The sequence below is a fragment of the Streptomyces sp. NPDC043876 genome (assembly GCF_056435825.1).
The window spans coordinates 298,104-314,774 of the sequence record NZ_JBWKDV010000009.1; the positions used below are offsets into that span (position 1 = coordinate 298,104).

Annotated in this window: 14 protein-coding genes; 10 read left to right on the forward strand and 4 right to left on the reverse strand. The window is 72.4% G+C overall.

Features of this window, described 5'->3' with window-relative positions:
* Positions 1–43 precede the first annotated feature (43 nt).
* Positions 44–913 (forward strand): bifunctional DNA-formamidopyrimidine glycosylase/DNA-(apurinic or apyrimidinic site) lyase, encoded by an 870-nt coding sequence (gene mutM / locus AC0693_RS27390; RefSeq protein ID WP_478803143.1) that lies wholly within the window; start codon positions 44–46, stop codon positions 911–913.
* Here the strand turns inward: mutM and AC0693_RS27395 are convergent.
* A complete protein-coding gene (locus AC0693_RS27395) occupies positions 886–1,293 on the reverse strand; it encodes a winged helix-turn-helix transcriptional regulator (RefSeq protein WP_478803144.1) in 408 nt (135 codons plus the stop codon). The two genes, mutM and AC0693_RS27395, sit on opposite strands and share 28 nt — an antisense overlap.
* Positions 1,294–1,407: 114 nt before the next feature.
* Between AC0693_RS27395 and AC0693_RS27400 the strand changes: the two genes are divergently transcribed.
* Positions 1,408–2,010, forward strand: a complete 603-nt coding sequence (locus tag AC0693_RS27400) for a flavodoxin family protein (protein ID WP_478803145.1) — start codon at positions 1,408–1,410, stop codon at positions 2,008–2,010.
* A gap of 34 nt (positions 2,011–2,044) precedes the next feature.
* Here AC0693_RS27400 and AC0693_RS27405 read toward each other — a convergent pair whose 3' ends face one another.
* The gene (locus tag AC0693_RS27405) at positions 2,045–2,944 is read right to left on the reverse strand and encodes a CAP domain-containing protein (protein ID WP_478803146.1); all 900 of its coding nucleotides are present in this window, start codon (positions 2,942–2,944) and stop codon (positions 2,045–2,047) included.
* A gap of 124 nt (positions 2,945–3,068) precedes the next feature.
* Between AC0693_RS27405 and AC0693_RS27410 the strand changes: the two genes are divergently transcribed.
* From AC0693_RS27410 to AC0693_RS27425, 4 genes are all read left to right on the forward strand, one after another.
* Positions 3,069–3,350, forward strand: coding sequence for an acylphosphatase (locus tag AC0693_RS27410; protein ID WP_356407960.1), 282 nt, complete (start codon positions 3,069–3,071; stop codon positions 3,348–3,350).
* A gap of 316 nt (positions 3,351–3,666) precedes the next feature.
* Complete coding sequence (locus AC0693_RS27415) at positions 3,667–3,882, forward strand: hypothetical protein (RefSeq protein WP_356407957.1); 216 nt, start codon at positions 3,667–3,669, stop codon at positions 3,880–3,882.
* Between the two features lie 227 nt (positions 3,883–4,109).
* Positions 4,110–7,901, forward strand: coding sequence for an AAA family ATPase (locus tag AC0693_RS27420; protein ID WP_478803147.1), 3,792 nt, complete (start codon positions 4,110–4,112; stop codon positions 7,899–7,901).
* A gap of 240 nt (positions 7,902–8,141) precedes the next feature.
* The gene (locus AC0693_RS27425) at positions 8,142–9,575 is read left to right on the forward strand and encodes a sugar porter family MFS transporter (protein WP_469318307.1); all 1,434 of its coding nucleotides are present in this window, start codon (positions 8,142–8,144) and stop codon (positions 9,573–9,575) included.
* Between the two features lie 44 nt (positions 9,576–9,619).
* Here AC0693_RS27425 and AC0693_RS27430 read toward each other — a convergent pair whose 3' ends face one another.
* Complete coding sequence (locus AC0693_RS27430) at positions 9,620–10,606, reverse strand: LLM class flavin-dependent oxidoreductase (protein WP_478803148.1); 987 nt, start codon at positions 10,604–10,606, stop codon at positions 9,620–9,622.
* Positions 10,607–10,798: 192 nt separating this feature from the next.
* On the opposite strand from AC0693_RS27430, the gene ftsY reads away from it, so the two are divergent.
* Entirely contained in the window at positions 10,799–12,022 is a 1,224-nt protein-coding gene (gene ftsY / locus AC0693_RS27435) for a signal recognition particle-docking protein FtsY (RefSeq protein WP_478803149.1), read from the forward strand.
* Positions 12,023–12,127: 105 nt separating this feature from the next.
* On the opposite strand, the gene AC0693_RS27440 is transcribed toward ftsY, so the two are convergent.
* Positions 12,128–12,796 carry a bifunctional DNA primase/polymerase gene (locus tag AC0693_RS27440; RefSeq protein ID WP_356408015.1) on the reverse strand — a complete coding sequence of 223 codons (669 nt, stop codon included), beginning with the start codon at positions 12,794–12,796 and terminating at the stop codon, positions 12,128–12,130.
* A 400-nt stretch (positions 12,797–13,196) separates the two neighbouring features.
* Between AC0693_RS27440 and nsdA the strand changes: the two genes are divergently transcribed.
* From nsdA to AC0693_RS27455, 3 genes are all read left to right on the forward strand, one after another.
* Positions 13,197–14,723, forward strand: a complete 1,527-nt coding sequence (gene nsdA, locus AC0693_RS27445; protein WP_468464220.1) for a transcriptional repressor NsdA — start codon at positions 13,197–13,199, stop codon at positions 14,721–14,723.
* A gap of 239 nt (positions 14,724–14,962) precedes the next feature.
* Positions 14,963–16,306, forward strand: coding sequence for an ammonium transporter (locus AC0693_RS27450; protein WP_356407943.1), 1,344 nt, complete (start codon positions 14,963–14,965; stop codon positions 16,304–16,306).
* Positions 16,303–16,641, forward strand: coding sequence for a P-II family nitrogen regulator (locus AC0693_RS27455; RefSeq protein WP_351040006.1), 339 nt, complete (start codon positions 16,303–16,305; stop codon positions 16,639–16,641). The genes AC0693_RS27450 and AC0693_RS27455 overlap by 4 nt, the downstream gene beginning before the upstream one ends.
* The last annotated feature ends 30 nt before the right edge of the window (positions 16,642–16,671 follow it).

Sequence of the window (16,671 nt, forward strand, 5' to 3'; positions counted from 1 at the left end):
GGCTCGGGGGAGTCGAGACAGACCGCCCCTCCAAGGAGACACCGTGCCCGAGCTGCCCGAAGTCGAAGTCGTGCGGCGCGGGTTGGCGCGATGGGTGGCCGGGCGGACCGTCGCGGCGGTCGAGGTGCTGCACCCCCGCGCGGTACGCCGGCACACCGGCGGCGGTCCCGATTTCGCGGCCCGCCTCGCGGGGCGGACCATCGGCGCGCCCCAGCGCCGCGGCAAGTACCTGTGGCTGCCCCTGGACGACCGGGACCTGTCCGTACTGGCCCACCTCGGCATGAGCGGCCAGCTCCTGGTGCAGCCCGCCGGGGCCCCCGACGAGAAGCACCTGCGCATCCGGGTCCGCTTCGCCGACTCCGCGGGGACCGAGCTGCGCTTCGTGGACCAGCGGACCTTCGGCGGGCTGTCCCTGCACCCGACCGTCCCCGGCAGCGCCGAAGGGCTCCCGGACGTCATCGCGCACATCGCCCGCGACCCCCTGGATCCCGGCTTCGACGAGACGCTCTACCACGCCGCCCTGCGCGCCAAGCGGACCACGCTCAAGCGGGCGCTGCTGGACCAGTCCCTGATCAGCGGCATCGGGAACATCTACGCGGACGAGGCGCTGTGGCGCGCCAAGCTGCACTACGAGCGTCCCACCACCACCCTCGCGGGTCCGCGGAGCCGGGAACTCCTCGGCCACGTCCGCGACGTGATGAACGCGGCCCTGGCGGTCGGCGGCACCAGCTTCGACAGCCTCTACGTCAACGTGAACGGCGAGTCGGGCTACTTCGACCGCTCGCTCGACGCCTACGGCCGCGAGGACGAGCCCTGCCGGCGCTGCGGCACGCCCATGCGGCGCCGCCCGTGGATGAACCGGTCCAGCTACTTCTGCCCGCGCTGTCAGCGCCCGCCGCGCGTCTCGTCGTAGGACTCCCGGGCGGCCAGGACCGGCGTCATGCTGCCCTCGACGAAGTGGATCAGTGTCAGCAGCCGCTCGGCGATCTCCCGGCCCAGCGGCGTCAGCTCGTAATCGACGCGCGGAGGGTTCGTCGGCTGCGCCTCGCGGTGCACGATGCCGTCGCGCTCCAGCGCGTGCAGCGTCTGGGAGAGCATCTTCTCGCTCACCCCGTCGACCCGGCGGCGCAGTTCGTTGAAGCGGCGCGCCCCGTCGTAGAGGGCGCCGACCGTCAGACTGCCCCACCGCCCGGTGACGTGTTCCAGCGTCTCGCGGGACGGGCAGTTGCGCGCGAAGACATCGAACGGCAGTTCGGCCGCTCCGGTGCTTTCGGTACAGGCGGAAGTCTCCATGAGGACAGGCTACTCCCGCACAGCGCTAACTCGTAGCTTGCGCTATCCAAAAGTTAGTGCTTACCTTCTCTCGGCGCACCACTCGGCGCCACCCCGCTCCCGAGGAGATCCACCGTGTCCGCTCCGCTCCCCACCCCCGTCGTCTCGATCGCCTACCACTCCGGATTCGGCCACACCGCGGTCCTCGCGGAGGCCGTCCGGGCGGGCGCCGCCGACGCGGGCGCCACCGTGCACCTGATCAAGGTCGACGAGATCGACGACGCCCAGTGGGCGCTCCTGGACGCCTCCGACGCGATCGTCTTCGGATCCCCGACCTACATGGGCGCCGCCTCCGGCGCCTTCCACGTCTTCGCCGAGGCCACCTCGAAGCGCTGGTTCGCGGACGCCTGGCGGGACAAGCTCGCCGCGGGCTTCACCAACTCCGCGTCCAAGAGCGGCGACAAGGCCGGCACCCTCGGCTACTTCCAGACGCTGGCCTCGCAGCACGGCATGAACTGGATCAGCCTGGGCCTGAAGCCCGGCTGGAACGCGAGCACCGCTTCCGAGAACGACCTGAACCGGCTCGGCTTCTCCAACGGCGCCGCCGCGCAGAGCAACGCGGACCAGGGCGTCGAGGGCGTGCACAAGGCGGACCTGCTGACCGCCGAGCACCTCGGCCGCCGCGTCGCCACCACGACCCGCGTCTTCCTCGCGGGCCGCGCCGCCGTCGCCGCCTGACCCGAGCCCCTTTCCGCGGGCCCGTCGGCGCTGGCTAGAAGCCGAAGTCCTGGGTCCACCAGGGGCCACCGGAGGCGAAGTACGCGCCGACGCCGAGGGTGCGGAACTCGCAGTTGAGGATGTTGGCCCGGTGGCCCGGGCTCTCCATCCACGCCTTCATGACCGAGTCGGCGTCGCCCTGGCCGCGGGCGATGTTCTCGCCGCCGAGGCTGGTGATCCCGGCGTTGGACGCCCGGTCCCAGGGGGTCCTCCCGTCGGGATCGGTGTGGTCGAAGAAGCCGCGCACGGCCATGTCCTTGCTGAACGCGTCGGCGAGCGAGGCCAGCGGCGGGTTCGCGCGGACCGGACCGCAGCCCGCCTTGGCGCGCTCCAGGTTGACCAGGGCCAGGACGGCGGACTCCTCCGCGGAATCCCCGCCGGAGGCCGGAGCGGAGGGCTTGGCCGGCGGCGGATCGGCCGGCTTCGGCGGTTTGGGCGCCGGTACGGGGGCCTTCGGAGCCCTGGTCGACGGCGCCGCGGAGGGCCGGGCCGACGCGGAAGCGGAGGCGGAAGCCGACGGGGTCGGCGTCGGCGAGGCCGAAGCGGACGCCGACGGTGACGACGGTGACGGCGAAGGCGACGGCGAGGCCGACGGGCTGCCGGCCGGTGAGGGGGCGTCGGGCGAGCGGCCGGAAAGGTTCGCCAGGCCGCTCTGCTCGTTCGCCTCATCCGCGCCGCGGTCCTCGCCGCGCGGTGCCGCCCCGGCCTCGTCCTTGGTGTCCGCGCTCTGGCCGACGTAGGGGAAGCTGCCGCCGACCGGCACCAGGCCGGTGGTCACGGCCGCGGTCCCGAGGACCACGGCCACGCAGGCGCCCAGCAGGCCGGTGCGCACGGCGGTGCCGCCGCGCTTGCCGCGGCCGTCGCGCTCCGGCGCGGGGAGTCGGTGGCGTCCCATCGGCTCTGCCTTCCAAGATCAACCGTTACTCACCCAAATGGGTGAGGTATTGAGGCGCGACTGTAGTCCATGCGGCCCGGGGGGCGAGGTGACCGGAATTCGCCTGCCCGGTTAGCGTTCACGCATGAACGAACACGTCCGGGTGACCGCCTGGGTACGCGGCCGGGTACAGGGAGTGGGCTTCCGCTGGTTCACCAGGGCCAATGCGCTGGAGATCGGCGGCCTCGTGGGCTTCGCGCTGAACCTGGACGACGGCCGAGTACAGGTCGTCGCCGAAGGTCAACGTGAGAATTGCCACCGGCTGCTCGACTGGCTCCGGTCCGCCGACACGCCCGGGCGGGTCGACGGGGTGACCGAGATCTGGGGAATTCCGCGCGGCGGCTACGACGGGTTCGCCATCCGGTGATCGCGGGGGTGGTCACATCTACATACCGCCGGAACTGCGCATACGTTGCCGAGCGTGGTCATCCGTGGAACGCTCGGAGGAGAGGACGATCTCTCCTCCCCGTGCGGGGACCGGGCTGTCCGCCGATACAGGGCGTGATCGTGTTGACCGTCAAACTTTTTGGTGAGACGCTGGAAGCCCCGCGCACCTGAGCTGTTTGGCAGTGTTGGCAGTATTGAGCGCAGTGACTGACAGCCACTGCCGGACAACGCGGGTGCGATTCCCTCACGACCCACACCGCTCTCGGTCGGTCACTCAGTGTGGAGGACCATCCATCATGGCAAAGGCGCTTCTCGGTTACGTCGGCGGTTCCGACCCGCGACTCCTCGCCGAGATGCGACGGCTTCAGCAGCGCGTCCAGGACCTCGAGTCCGAACTCGGACGAATCCAGTCCGAGAATGACGCTCTGAACGCGGCCGCCGCTCAGCACGGAGACTCGCTGCTGGACAGCATCGACATCGACGTATCCCAGGCGGAGCCTGCGCTCACCTGATTCCGCGATCTCGTCGCTGTACCTGAACAGCCCGCTCCATACGGCTGTCAGGACCGCTTGATCTGCAAGGGACGCTTCGGCGTCCCTTCTTTTCTTTCCGCCAGGCCGCTGCGCCCCGGAGTTCGCCGCTCTCCCATGGGGCCAGGTGGGGGGCCGTTTCCTTTAACGTCTGATGTGCCCTGCACCTTCATGGGTGAAACCGAACGTGAAAGGTAGAGTCCGGCGGCGTGCACCTCAAGGCCCTGACCCTGCGCGGTTTCAAATCGTTCGCGTCCGCCACCACCCTGCGCTTCGAGCCGGGCATCACCTGTGTCGTCGGGCCCAACGGCTCCGGCAAGTCCAATGTGGTGGACGCGCTCTCCTGGGTCATGGGGGAGCAGGGGGCCAAGTCCCTGCGCGGCGGCAAGATGGAAGACGTCATCTTCGCGGGAACCACCGGCCGTCCGCCGCTCGGCCGGGCCGAGGTCTCCCTGACCATCGACAACTCCGACGGCGCGCTGCCCATCGACTACGCCGAGGTCACCATCACCCGGATCATGTTCCGGGGCGGCAGCAGCGAGTACCAGATCAACGGGGACACCTGCCGCCTCCTGGACATCCAGGAGCTGCTGTCCGACTCCGGGATCGGCCGCGAGATGCACGTCATCGTCGGCCAGGGCCAGCTGGACTCGGTCCTGCACGCCGATCCGATGGGCCGCCGCGCCTTCATCGAGGAAGCGGCGGGCGTACTGAAGCACCGCAAGCGCAAGGAGAAGGCGCTGCGGAAGCTGGACTCCATGCAGGCGAACCTCGCCCGCGTCCAGGATCTGGGCGACGAGCTGCGGCGCCAGCTCAAACCGCTGGGACGGCAGGCCGCGGTGGCCCGGCGGGCCGCCGTCATCCAGGCCGACCTGCGCGACGCGCGGCTTCGGCTGCTCGCGGACGACCTCGTCACCCTGCGCGGGGCGCTCGACGCGGAGATCGCGGACGAGTCGGCGCTCAAGGAGCGCAAGGAATCGGCCGAAGCGGAACTGGCCGACGCGCTGCGCCGGGAGGCCGCTCTGGAGGAGTCCGTGCGCGAGCTGGCGCCGCGGCTCCAGCGGGCGCAGCAGACCTGGTACGAACTGTCGCAGCTGGCGGAACGGGTCCGCGGGACGGCTTCGCTGGCCGAGGCGCGGGTGCGCAGCGCGACGGCGCCAGTGGAGGAGGAGCGGCGCGGCCGGGACCCCGAGGACCTGGAGAAGGAGGCCGCCCGGATCCGCGAGCAGGAAGCGGAACTGGAGGCCGCGCTGGAGGCGGCCACCCGGGCGCTGGAGGACACCTCGGCCCACCGGGCGGAACTGGAACGCGCGCTGGAGGGCGAGGAGCGGCGGCTGCGGGACGCGGCGCGGGCCATCGCCGACCGGCGCGAGGGCATCGCCCGGCTGACGGGCCGCCTGGGCGCGGCCCGCTCCCGGGCCGGGGCGGCGCAGGCCGAGATCGACCGGCTGGTGGCCGCCCGGGACGAAGCGGAATCCCGTGCGGTGACCGCGCGGGAGGAGTACGAGGCCCTCGTCCGGGAGGTCGGGGCGCTGGATGCGGAAGAGTCCGAAGCGGCGGAACACGAGCACGCGCGGGCGGAACTGACGGCGGCGGACGAGGCGCTCTCGGCGGCCCGGGACGCGCTGGCGGTGGCGGAACGGTCCCGCGCGGCGGTGTCGGCGCGGCGGGAGGCGCTGGCGCTGGGCCTGCGCCGCAAGGACGGCACCGCGGCGCTGCTGGCGGCGCGGGACCGGCTGACCGGGCTGCTCGGTCCGGCGGCGCAGCGGCTGACGGTGGCTCCGGGGTACGAGGTCGCGGTGGCGGCGGCCCTGGGGGCGGCGGCCGACGCCCTCGCCGTGACCACCCCGGCGGCGGCCGCCGCCGCGATCCGCCACCTGCGCGACACCGACGCGGGCCGCGCCACGTTCCTCATCGCCCCGAGCTCCCTCCCGCCCCAGCCGCCGGCCCCACGGGCCGAGGGCGATGCCGGGGCGGTGGCTGCGCCGGGTCCCGAGGCCGGCCCCAGCGGCCCGGAGGGCGCCATCCCGCCCGCCGAGGTCCCCTCACCGGCCGGCCCGGCGCGGGCGTACCCCGGCGAACCGGGGGCCGCCGGCGCACGGGAGGCGTCCACCGCCACGGACCGACCCGCCCCGGACGCGGGTTCCGCCCCGGTCGCCCACGCCGTCGACCTCGACGCCCACCCCGACCCCGACCTGCACGGCGTGCCCGTCGGGGCTGTGGTCGAGGGGGATGCCGGGGTGGTGCGGGCCGTGGGGTGGGTCGTGCGGGACTACCGGGTCGTGGCGGATCTGGGGGCGGCCGAGGTGTTGGTGGCGCGGTGGCCCGGGCTGGTCGCGGTGACCGTCGGCGGTGACGTGCTCGGGGCGCACCTCGCGCAGGGCGGGGCCGCCGGGGCGCCCAGCCTCATCGAGGTGCGGGCCGCCGTGGACGAGGCGGACGCCGACCTGGCCGCCCTGGAGGTCCGCTGCCGGGAGCTGGCCGCGGGCAGGGCGGCCGCCGAGGCCCGGCGCCGGGAGTGCGCCCGCCTGGTCGAGGAGCTGGCCGAGCGGCGCAGCGCGGGCGAACGGGCGCGCGCTGGGGTCGCCCAGCAGCTCGGCCGGCTGTCCGGCCAGGCGAAGGGCGCGGCGGGCGAGGCCGAGCGCTGCGCCGCCGCCGCGGCCAAGGCCCAGGACGCCCTGGAGCAGGCGCTGGCCGACGTGGAGGAGTGCGCCGAGCGGCTCGCCGTGGTCGAGGAGATGCCCGGCGAGGAAGAGCCGGACACCTCGGCCCGCGACCGGCTCGCGGCGGACGGCGCGAACGCCCGCCAGACCGAAATGGAGGCCCGGCTCCAGCTGCGCACCCACGAGGAGCGGGTCAAGGCCCTGGCCGGCCGGGCCGATGCCCTGGACCGCGCGGCCAGGGCGGAGCGCGAGGCCCGGGCCAGGGGCGAGCGCCGCACCGCCCGGCGGCGCCACGAGGCCCGGGTGGCCACCGCGGTGGGCGACGGCGCCCGCCGGCTGCTGGCGCACATCGAGGTGTCGCTGTCCCGCGCGGACCGCGAGCGCACGGCCGCCGAGTCCGCGAAGGGCGTCCGTGAGCGGGAGCTGGCGCAGGCCCGTACCCGCGGCCGCGACCTCAAGGGCGAACTGGACAAGCTGACCGACTCCGTCCACCGCGGCGAGGTGCTCGGCGCCGAGAAGCGGCTGCGCATCGAGCAGGTGGAGACCAAGGCGCTGGAGGAGTTCGGGGTGACGGCGGCCGGGCTGGTCGCCGAGTACGGCCCGGACCAGCCGGTTCCCCCGGGCCCGCCCGCCGAGGGAGCGGACCGGAGCGGCCAGGAGGCGGAGTGCGACCCGCTGCCGGGTCCCTTCGTGCGGGCGGAGCAGGAGAAGCGGCTGCGGGCCGCCGAGCGCGCGTACCAGCAGCTCGGCAAGGTCAACCCGCTGGCGCTGGAGGAGTTCGCGGCGCTGGAGGAGCGGCACACGTTCCTGAGCGAGCAGCTGGAGGACCTGCGCAAGACCCGGGCGGACCTCCTTCAGGTCGTGAAGGAGGTGGACCAGCGCGTCGAGCAGGTCTTCACCGAGGCCTACCACGACACGGCCCGCGAGTTCGAGGGGGTCTTCGCCCGCCTCTTCCCCGGCGGCGACGGCCGGCTGATCCTGACCGACCCCGACAACATGCTCACCACCGGCGTGGACGTGGAGGCCCGCCCGCCGGGCAAGAAGGTCAAGCGGCTATCGCTGCTCTCCGGCGGCGAGAGGTCGCTGACGGCCGTGGCGCTGCTGGTCTCCATCTTCAAGGCGCGGCCCAGCCCGTTCTACGTGATGGACGAGGTCGAGGCGGCCCTGGACGACACGAACCTCCAGCGGCTGATCCGGATCATGGAGGAGCTGCAGGAGAGTTCACAGCTGATCGTGATCACGCACCAGAAGCGGACGATGGAGGTCGCGGACGCCCTCTACGGCGTTTCGATGCAGGGCGACGGGGTATCGAAGGTCATCAGCCAGCGCCTCCGCTGAGGCCCCGACCCACCCCATTCGTTCAAGAGGTGAACCCATCAGCTGCCCGGCTCGGGTCGAATGGACGTACCTGTGCGATCGAGTGAAGTCATCACAAACTATTGACTTCACAAAATGAACACATAGGCTCGCTCCCGCTGCCCTTCCCTTCGGGTGGTGCCCGATCTTGAACTGTGCGCCACTGGAAGGAATCACCCCCACATCAGCCCGTCACCGCAGCCGGGCACGCAGGAGCAGACCTTGACCAGCAGCACATCACAGGCGGCCTCGTCCGGCAGCGGACGCGCGGCCCAGCCCGACCACCTCGGCCACGTCGTCTTCATCACCGCGGCCGCCGCGATGGGCGGCTTCCTCTTCGGCTACGACAGCTCCGTCATCAACGGCGCCGTCGAGGCCATCCGCGACCGCTTCGACGTCGGTTCGGGAACCCTCGCCCAGGTGATCGCCGCCGCACTCATCGGCTGCGCCTTCGGCGCGGCCACCGCCGGCCGCATCGCCGACCGGATCGGCCGCATCCGCTGCATGCAGATCGCCGCCGTCCTCTTCACCGCGAGCGCCATCGGTTCCGCCCTCCCGTTCGCCCTCTGGGACCTCGCCCTGTGGCGCGTCATCGGCGGCTTCGGCATCGGCATGGCCTCGGTCATCGGCCCGGCCTACATCGCCGAGGTCTCGCCGGCCGCCTACCGCGGCAGGCTCGCCTCCTTCCAGCAGGCCGCGATCGTGATCGGCATCGCCATCTCGCAGCTCGTCAACTGGGGCATCCTGAACCTCGCCGACGGAGAGCAGCGCGGCAAGATCGGCGGCCTGGAAGCCTGGCAGTGGATGCTCGGCGTGATGGTGGTCCCGGCCGTGCTCTACGGCCTGCTGTCCTTCGCCATCCCGGAGTCCCCCCGCTTCCTCGTCTCGGTCGGCCGCATGGAGAAGGCAAAGACGGTCCTGCGGGAGGTCGAGGGCGAGGGCATCGACGCCGACGCCCGGGTGCGCGAGATCGACAACGCCATCCATTCGGAGCAGAAGTCCACCTTCAGGGACCTCCTCGGCGGACGCTTCGGCTTCCTGCCGATCGTCTGGATCGGCATCGGCCTCTCCGTCTTCCAGCAGCTCGTCGGCATCAACGTGATCTTCTACTACAGCTCCTCGCTGTGGCAGTCGGTCGGCATCGACCCCAGCTCCTCGTTCCTGTACTCCTTCGAGACCTCCGTCGTGAACATCATCGGTACGGTCATCGCGATGGTGTTCGTGGACCGGATCGGCCGCAAGCCGCTGGCCCTCATCGGCTCCGCCGGCATGACGGTCTCCCTCGCGCTCGCCGCGTGGGCGTTCTCCTACAAGTCCACCGACGGCGGCGACATCGCCCTGCCGCACGCCCAGGGGCTCGTGGCCCTCATCGCCGCGAACTTCTTCGTCCTCTTCTTCGCCCTCTCCTGGGGCGTGGTGGTCTGGGTGCTGCTCGGCGAGATGTTCCCGGGCCGGATCCGCGCGGCCGCCCTCGGTGTGGCCGCCGCCGCCCAGTGGGTCGCCAACTGGGTCATCACGGTCTCGTTCCCGACGCTCTCGGACTGGAACCTGTCCGGTGCGTACGTGATCTACGCGGTCTTCGCCATGCTCTCGATCCCCTTCATCCTCAAATGGGTGCCGGAGACCAAGGGCAAGGCGTTGGAGGAGATGGGGTAACCATCCCCCGCCACCACCCCTCTCCTCCGCGGTGCTGCCCCGGCTCAGTCCTTGAGCCGGGGCAGCACCCGTTCGCAGAGCAATTCCAGGCTGCGCCGCCCCTCCTGCGGCGGCATTCCGCCGCAGAGCGGGTGCAGGACGAGGTTGCCCGCCCCGCCCGCGCCCCGGGCGTACGCCACCGCCTCGTCCGGGGTCAGGATCCGGTACACCCCCTCCGCGCGCAGCTCCTCGACGGTGCGCGCGCCGGACCGTACCGCCGAGCGGATGTCCTTGGACTGCCAGGAGGCGTACATGCCCGCCTCGTGCAGCAAGTGGTGCCCGTACAGCGCCCACGCCCGGTCCGGGTCCTCGGCGATGTTCAGCAGCGGGGTCTCGGCCGCGGGCATCATGCAGAACCCCTCCGTGCCGTACTCCGCCAGCCGCGCGAGGTAGTAGGCCTCCAGCTCCGGCAGGTGGGCGCTCGGGAAGAACGGCAGGCCGAGCCGGGCCGCGCGGCGGGCCGCCGGCTGCGAGCTGCCGCCGACCAGCAGCGGCGGGTGCGGCCGGGTGAACGGGCGCGGGGTGACCTTCACCGTGCGGCCGCGGAAGGTGAAGGGCTCGCCGGTCCACGCCTTGAGCAGGGTCTCCAGCAGCTCGTCCTGGAGCCGGCCGCGCCGGCCCCACTCGACGCCGTGCTGCTCGTACTCCTCGGGCCGGTAGCCGATGCCCGCGACCGTCACCAGCCGGCCGCCGCTCAGCAGGTCCAGGACCGCGATGTCCTCGGCGACCTTCAGCGGATCGTGCAGGGGCCCGATGATCGCGGAGACGGTGACCGCGATCCGGCGGGTGGCGCCGAAGACCGCGCCCGCGAAGGCGAAGGGGGAGGGCAGCCAGTTGTTGTCGGTGCCGTGGTGCTCCTCGGTCTGGAGCGTGTCCACGCCGTGCTCGTCGGCGTACCGCGCCATCTCCAGCGCCGCCCGGTAGCGGGCGGAGAGGGTCTCGGGCGTGCCGTCCGGGTCGATCAGGTTGAACCGGACCACGGTGATGGGCATGAAGAGGTCCCCCTTCGCCTTGCTGCTCGCGGTGACGGGCCGGGCGAAGGGGGACGCTAGCTGACGCGGCGTCAGTTGGACAGGGATCCGGTGCGCGGGAGCACGCGGGACGGTCCGGACGGCGGCTCGCGCCCCCGGCTCGGCCGCCGGGGTCCGGGGTCCGGGCCGCGCGTGACCGATACTGGGTGGGTTATGGACATCCTCATCCTTGCTGTAGTCATCGCCCTGGTCGCGGTCGGCGCGATCAGCGGGCTCGTGGTCAGCAGCCGCAAGAAGAAGCAGCTGCCCCCCACGGCACCGCCGAGCACGCCGACCATCACCGTCCCGCCCGCCGAGCCGCAGGTCGGGGACGACGCCGCACCCACGGTCGACGAGCCGCGCCGCACGATCGAGGAGGTCGCGCTCCCCGACGCGGAGGCCGCCACCGACTCGCCGGTCGCCGTCGAGGACCCCGTCGTCGCGGCGCCCGAGGCGCCCGCGCTGGACGTCCCCGAGCCCACCGCCGGACGCCTCGTCCGGCTGCGCGCCCGACTCGCCCGCTCACAGAACTCGCTGGGCAAGGGGCTGCTGACGCTCCTCTCCCGCGAACACCTCGACGAGGACACCTGGGAGGAGATCGAGGAGACCCTCCTCATCGCCGACGTCGGTGTCGCCTCCACGCAGGACCTGGTGGACCGGCTCCGCGAGCGGGTCAAGGTCCTCGGCACCCGCACCCCGGCCGACCTGCGCGCCCTCCTGAAGGAGGAGCTGCTCACCCTGCTCGGCACCGACTTCGACCGCGCGGTCAAGACCGAGAGCGGCCTGGACACCCCGGCCGTCGTCATGGTCGTCGGCGTCAACGGCACCGGGAAGACCACCACCACCGGCAAGCTGGCCCGCGTCCTGGTGGCCGACGGCCGCAGCGTGGTGCTCGGCGCGGCCGACACCTTCCGCGCCGCCGCCGCCGACCAGCTCCAGACCTGGGGCGAGCGGGTCGGGGCGCGGACCGTCCGCGGCCCCGAGGGCGGCGACCCGGCGTCGATCGCCTACGACGCGGTCAAGGAGGGCATCGCCGAAGGCGCGGACGTCGTCCTGATCGACACCGCCGGCCGGCTGCACACCAAGACCGGTCTGATGGACGAGCTGGGCAAGGTCAAGCGGGTCGTGGAGAAGCACGGGCCGCTGGACGAGGTCCTGCTGGTCCTGGACGCCACCACCGGCCAGAACGGCCTGACCCAGGCCCGCGTCTTCGCGGAGGTCGTGGAGATCACCGGCATCGTGCTGACCAAGCTCGACGGCACCGCCAAGGGCGGCATCGTGGTCGCCGTCCAGCGCGAGCTGGGCGTCCCGGTGAAGCTGATCGGCCTGGGGGAGGGCCCGGACGACCTGGCGCCCTTCGAGCCGGAGGCCTTCGTCGACGCCCTGATCGGCGACTGACCCCCGGTCCTCCCGCCCGGCCGTACGCACCCCAGGGCCCCCGCGCTGCGACAGCGCGGGGGCCCTTGCGCGCGCCCCGAGCCGTCGGTGACCGCACCGGAGCCGTCAGCGGCTGAAGCGGTGGCAGATGTAGGCCAGCGTGCCCAGCAGCAGCCGGGCCTGCGGGGGGCGGCCCGCGGAGTCCAGGGTCGGCGGGCGCAGCCACACGACCGGGCCGAGCCCGGCGCGGTCGGAGGGCGGGGCCGTGACGAAGGCGCCCTGCCCCAGCGCCCGCAGATCGAGGTCCGCGTCGTCCCAGCCCATCCGGTACAGCAGCTGCGGCAGCTCGGCCGCCGCCCCCGGGGCCACGAAGAACTGGGCCCGCCCGTCGGGCGTCGCGGTCACCGGACCCAGCGGCAGCCCCATCCGCTCCAAGCGCACCAGCGCCTGGCGGCCGGCCTGCGCGGAGACCTCGATGACGTCGAAGGACCGGCCCGCGGGCAGCAGCACCGCGGCGCCCGGGAACTGGCCCCAGGCCCGCGTGACCTCGTCCAGCGTGGCCCCCGCCGGGACCGCCGCCCCGAAGTCCAGCGGGTGCGCGCCCGGGACCGTACACCGGGCGTCGCCGCAGGAGCAGTCCCCGCCGGGGGAGGCGGCGCGGGCGCCGGGGATCGCGTCCCAGCCCCACAGCCCGGTGTACTCGGCCACCGCCGTGCACTCGGAGGTCCGCCCGCGGCGCCGGGTGCCGGACCGGAACTCCCTGGTGCCGCGGCTGCCGCCGATCGTGAAGCCCATGCCCATGCCCATGCCCCCTCCAACGGGTCGGACGCGCCGGTGGTTACGACGTCGGGGCGACCAGGTCGCCACCGTGCGGCACGGACCGCGCCCGGCGCACTCCTCGCCGCGCGCGCCCCGGCGCACACCGCTGCGCCGACTCCGGGTCGCTCCGTGTCAAGTGAATCGCGCTCGGCCGACGGCGAGTTCATTCGAAGGGGTGGCGAATGGTGGCGATTGCGCAAAGCGCCTCGCGGCAGGGGTGATCGTAGGATTACTTTCAGTGCACGAAACCCCAATGGCCGCCCGTCCGTGGGTATGCCGGAGGCAATGTGTGAAGGGCTTGTGAAGGTCCCTTGTGGCCCACCCGGGCCCCGCCAGGGTTTCAGGAGGAAGAGGCTGAGCGGATGGGGGCGTTCCAGTGAGCGGCAGTGACGCAAGCGGAACGGACGCGGAACCGGCCGTCCGCGGCCGCGGCGAGGATCCCCGCCCCAACGAGCAGCTGACCTCGTGGTTCGTCCGCAGCGGCTGGTCGAAGGGCGAACTCGCGCGGCAGGTCAACCGCCGGGCCCGCCAGATGGGCGCGCACCACATCAGCACCGACACCTCCCGGGTCCGCCGGTGGCTCGACGGCGAACAGCCCCGCGAGCCCGTCCCGCGCATCCTCTCCGAGCTGTTCTCCGAACGCTTCGGCAGCGTCGTCGCCATCGAGCAGCTCGGCCTGCGCGCCGCGCACCAGACCCCCTCCGTCTCCGGCGTGGACCTGCCCTGGGCGGGCGACCAGACCGTCACGCTGCTCGGCGAGTTCTCCCGCAGCGACCTGATGCTCGCCCGCCGCGGCTTCCTCGGGACCTCGCTCGCGCTCTCCGCCGGCCCCGCCCTCATCGAGCCCATGCAGCGCTGGCTCGTCCCCGCCCCGGCCGCCGACCCCGGATCGCGCGAGGCGGGAGGGGCGGGCTCCCGGCCCGGTGCCCTCGGCGGCTACCGGCCGCCCCGGCTCTCCGAACCGGAGCTCGACCTCCTCGAAGCGACCACCGTCATGTTCCGCCAGTGGGACGCCCAGTGCGGCGGCGGCCTGCGCCGCAAGGCCGTCGTCGGCCAGCTCCACGAGGTCACCGACCTGCTCCAGGAGAGCCACCCCGCCCCGGTCATGCGCCGGCTCTTCAAGGTCGCCGCGGAACTCGCCGAACTCGCGGGCTGGATGAGTTACGACATCGGACTCCACCCCACCGCCCAGAAGTACTTCGTGCTGGCGCTGCACGCCGCCAAGGAGGCCGGGGACAAGCCGCTCGGCTCGTACATCCTCTCCAACATGAGCCGCCAGATGATCCACCTCGGCCGCCCCGAGGACGCCCTGGAACTCATCCACCTCGCCCAGTACGGCAGCCGCGACTGCGCGGGTCCCCGCACCCAGGCCATGCTGTATGCGATGGAGGCCCGCGCCTACGCCAACATGGGCCAGCCCAGCCGCTGCAAGCGGGCCGTGCGGATGGCCGAGGACACCTTCGTCGACGCCGCCCTCGACGGCGTGAGCGAGCCCGACTGGATCCGCTTCTTTTCCGAGGCCGAGCTGAGCGGCGAGAACGCCCACTCCTTCCGCGACCTCGCCTACGTCGCCGGCCGCAGCCCCACCTACGCCTCGCTCGCCGAACCCGTCATGCGGCGGGCCGTCGAACTCTTCTCCAAGGACGAGGAACACCAGCGCTCCTACGCCCTCAACCTGATCGGCATGGCCACGGTCCACCTGCTCCAGCGCGAGCCCGAGCAGTCCGCCGTCCTGGTCGACCAGGCCCTCGACGTGGCGCGAAAGGTGCGCTCCGAACGGGTGAACACGCGGCTGCGCAAGACCGTCGACACCGCCGCCCGTGAGTACGGTCACGTCGCCGACATCGTCCGGCTCACCGACCACCTCGCGGCCCGCCTCCCGGAGTCCGCGGAGGCCGTCTGAGGCCCTGGCGGCCGCCCTCCCGAGCGTCCGGGAGAACCACTCGTTCATGGACGCGTAACACGCACGACCTCTTCGTCATCGGCGCGAAACACCCAGCGGCGCCGCCGGAAACCGGCCTGCGCGAATCTCAGGGCCAATAACCGGCCAGCCCGGCCCGCTCTCCAGGCCGGGCCCCATGGACGCCGCCCAGGTATTCACGATCGCCCGCACGCGAACGTACCGACGACGAGGAGACGCCGATGGCATCAGCCATCACGACCCTCGCGGCAGACGCCCCGACGCTGTCTGCCGCGAACACCGGGTTCATGCTCATCTGCTCCGCCCTGGTCATGCTGATGACCCCGGGTCTCGCCTTCTTCTACGGAGGCATGGTCCGCGTCAAGAGCAGTCTCAACATGCTGATGATGAGCTTCATCAGCCTCGGGATCGTCACGATCCTCTGGGTCCTCTACGGCTTCAGCGTCGCCTTCGGCACCGACAAGGGCTCCCTGATCGGCTGGACCTCCGACTACGTCGGCCTCAGCGGCATCGGCATCACCGAACTGTGGGACGGCTACACCATCCCGGTGTACGTCTTCGCCGTCTTCCAGCTGATGTTCGCGATCATCACCCCGGCCCTGATCAGCGGCGCGCTCGCCGACCGGGTCAAGTTCAGCGCCTGGGCGCTGTTCATCACCCTGTGGGTCACGATCGTCTACTTCCCCGTCGCCCACTGGGTCTGGGGCGCCGGTGGCTGGCTCTTCGAACTCGGCGTCATCGACTTCGCGGGCGGCACCGCCGTCCACATCAACGCGGGCGCCGCGGCCCTCGGCGTCATCCTCGTCATCGGCAAGCGCGTCGGCTTCAAGAAGGACCCGATGCGCCCGCACAGCCTGCCGCTCGTGATGCTCGGCGCGGGCCTGCTCTGGTTCGGCTGGTTCGGCTTCAACGCCGGATCCTGGCTCGGCAACGACGACGGCGTCGGCGCCGTCATGTTCGTCAACACCCAGGTCGCCACCGCCGCCGCCATGCTCGCCTGGCTCGGCTACGAGAAGCTGCGCCACGGCTCCTTCACCACCCTCGGCGCCGCCTCCGGCGCGGTCGCCGGACTCGTCGCCATCACGCCCTCCGGCGGCTCCTGCTCCCCGCTCGGTGCGATCGCCATCGGCGTCATCGCCGGTGTCGTCTGCGCCATGGCCGTCGGCCTGAAGTACCGCTTCAACTTCGACGACTCCCTCGACGTGGTCGGCGTCCACCTGGTCGGCGGCGTCCTCGGCTCCCTCCTCGTCGGCCTCTTCGCCACCGGCGGAGTGCAGTCGGACGCGGCCGGCCTCTTCTACGGCGGCGGCCTCGCCCAGCTCGGCAAGCAGGCCGTCGGCGTCTTCGCGGTCCTCGCGTACTCTCTCGTCGCGTCCGCGGTCCTCGCCCTCCTCGTCGACAAGACGATGGGCATGCGCGTCACCGAGGACGACGAGGTCTCCGGCATCGACCAGACGGAGCACGCCGAGACCGCCTACGACTTCAGCGGAGCCGGCGGCGGTGCCTCCCTGCGGCCCGCCCCCTCCCTCCCCGTCGCCGCTGCCAGCAAGAAGGTGGATGCATGAAGCTCATCACCGCGATCGTCAAGCCGCACCGGCTCGACGAGATCAAGGAGGCCCTCCAGACCTTCGGAGTCCACGGCCTGACCGTCTCCGAGGCCAGCGGGTACGGCCGCCAGCGCGGGCACACCGAGGTCTACCGCGGCGCCGAGTACACCGTGGACCTCGTCCCCAAGATCCGCATCGAGGTGGTCGTCGAGGACGACGCGGCCGAGGACGTCATGCACGTCGTCGTCGAGGCCGCCCGCACCGGCAAGATCGGTGACGGCAAGGTGTGGAGCGTCCCCGTGGACTCCGTGGTCCGGGTCCGCACCGGTGAACGCGGCGCCGACGCCCTCTGAGGCGGACCGCGCACGTCCTGCCCCACGCCC

Excerpts from the sequence above, each read along its gene's own strand:
- AC0693_RS27395 (WP_478803144.1), bottom strand. The coding sequence starts at position 1,293 with ATGGAGACTTCCGCCTGTACCGAAAGCACCGGAGCGGCCGAACTGCCG.
- AC0693_RS27405 (WP_478803146.1), bottom strand. The coding sequence starts at position 2,944 with ATGGGACGCCACCGACTCCCCGCGCCGGAGCGCGACGGCCGCGGCAAG.
- AC0693_RS27410 (WP_356407960.1), top strand. The coding sequence starts at position 3,069 with ATGAACGAACACGTCCGGGTGACCGCCTGGGTACGCGGCCGGGTACAG.
- AC0693_RS27415 (WP_356407957.1), top strand. The coding sequence starts at position 3,667 with ATGGCAAAGGCGCTTCTCGGTTACGTCGGCGGTTCCGACCCGCGACTC.
- AC0693_RS27430 (WP_478803148.1), bottom strand. The coding sequence starts at position 10,606 with ATGCCCATCACCGTGGTCCGGTTCAACCTGATCGACCCGGACGGCACG.
- ftsY (WP_478803149.1), top strand. The coding sequence starts at position 10,799 with ATGGACATCCTCATCCTTGCTGTAGTCATCGCCCTGGTCGCGGTCGGC.
- AC0693_RS27440 (WP_356408015.1), bottom strand. The coding sequence starts at position 12,796 with ATGGGCTTCACGATCGGCGGCAGCCGCGGCACCAGGGAGTTCCGGTCC.
- AC0693_RS27450 (WP_356407943.1), top strand. The coding sequence starts at position 14,963 with ATGGCATCAGCCATCACGACCCTCGCGGCAGACGCCCCGACGCTGTCT.
- AC0693_RS27455 (WP_351040006.1), top strand. The coding sequence starts at position 16,303 with ATGAAGCTCATCACCGCGATCGTCAAGCCGCACCGGCTCGACGAGATC.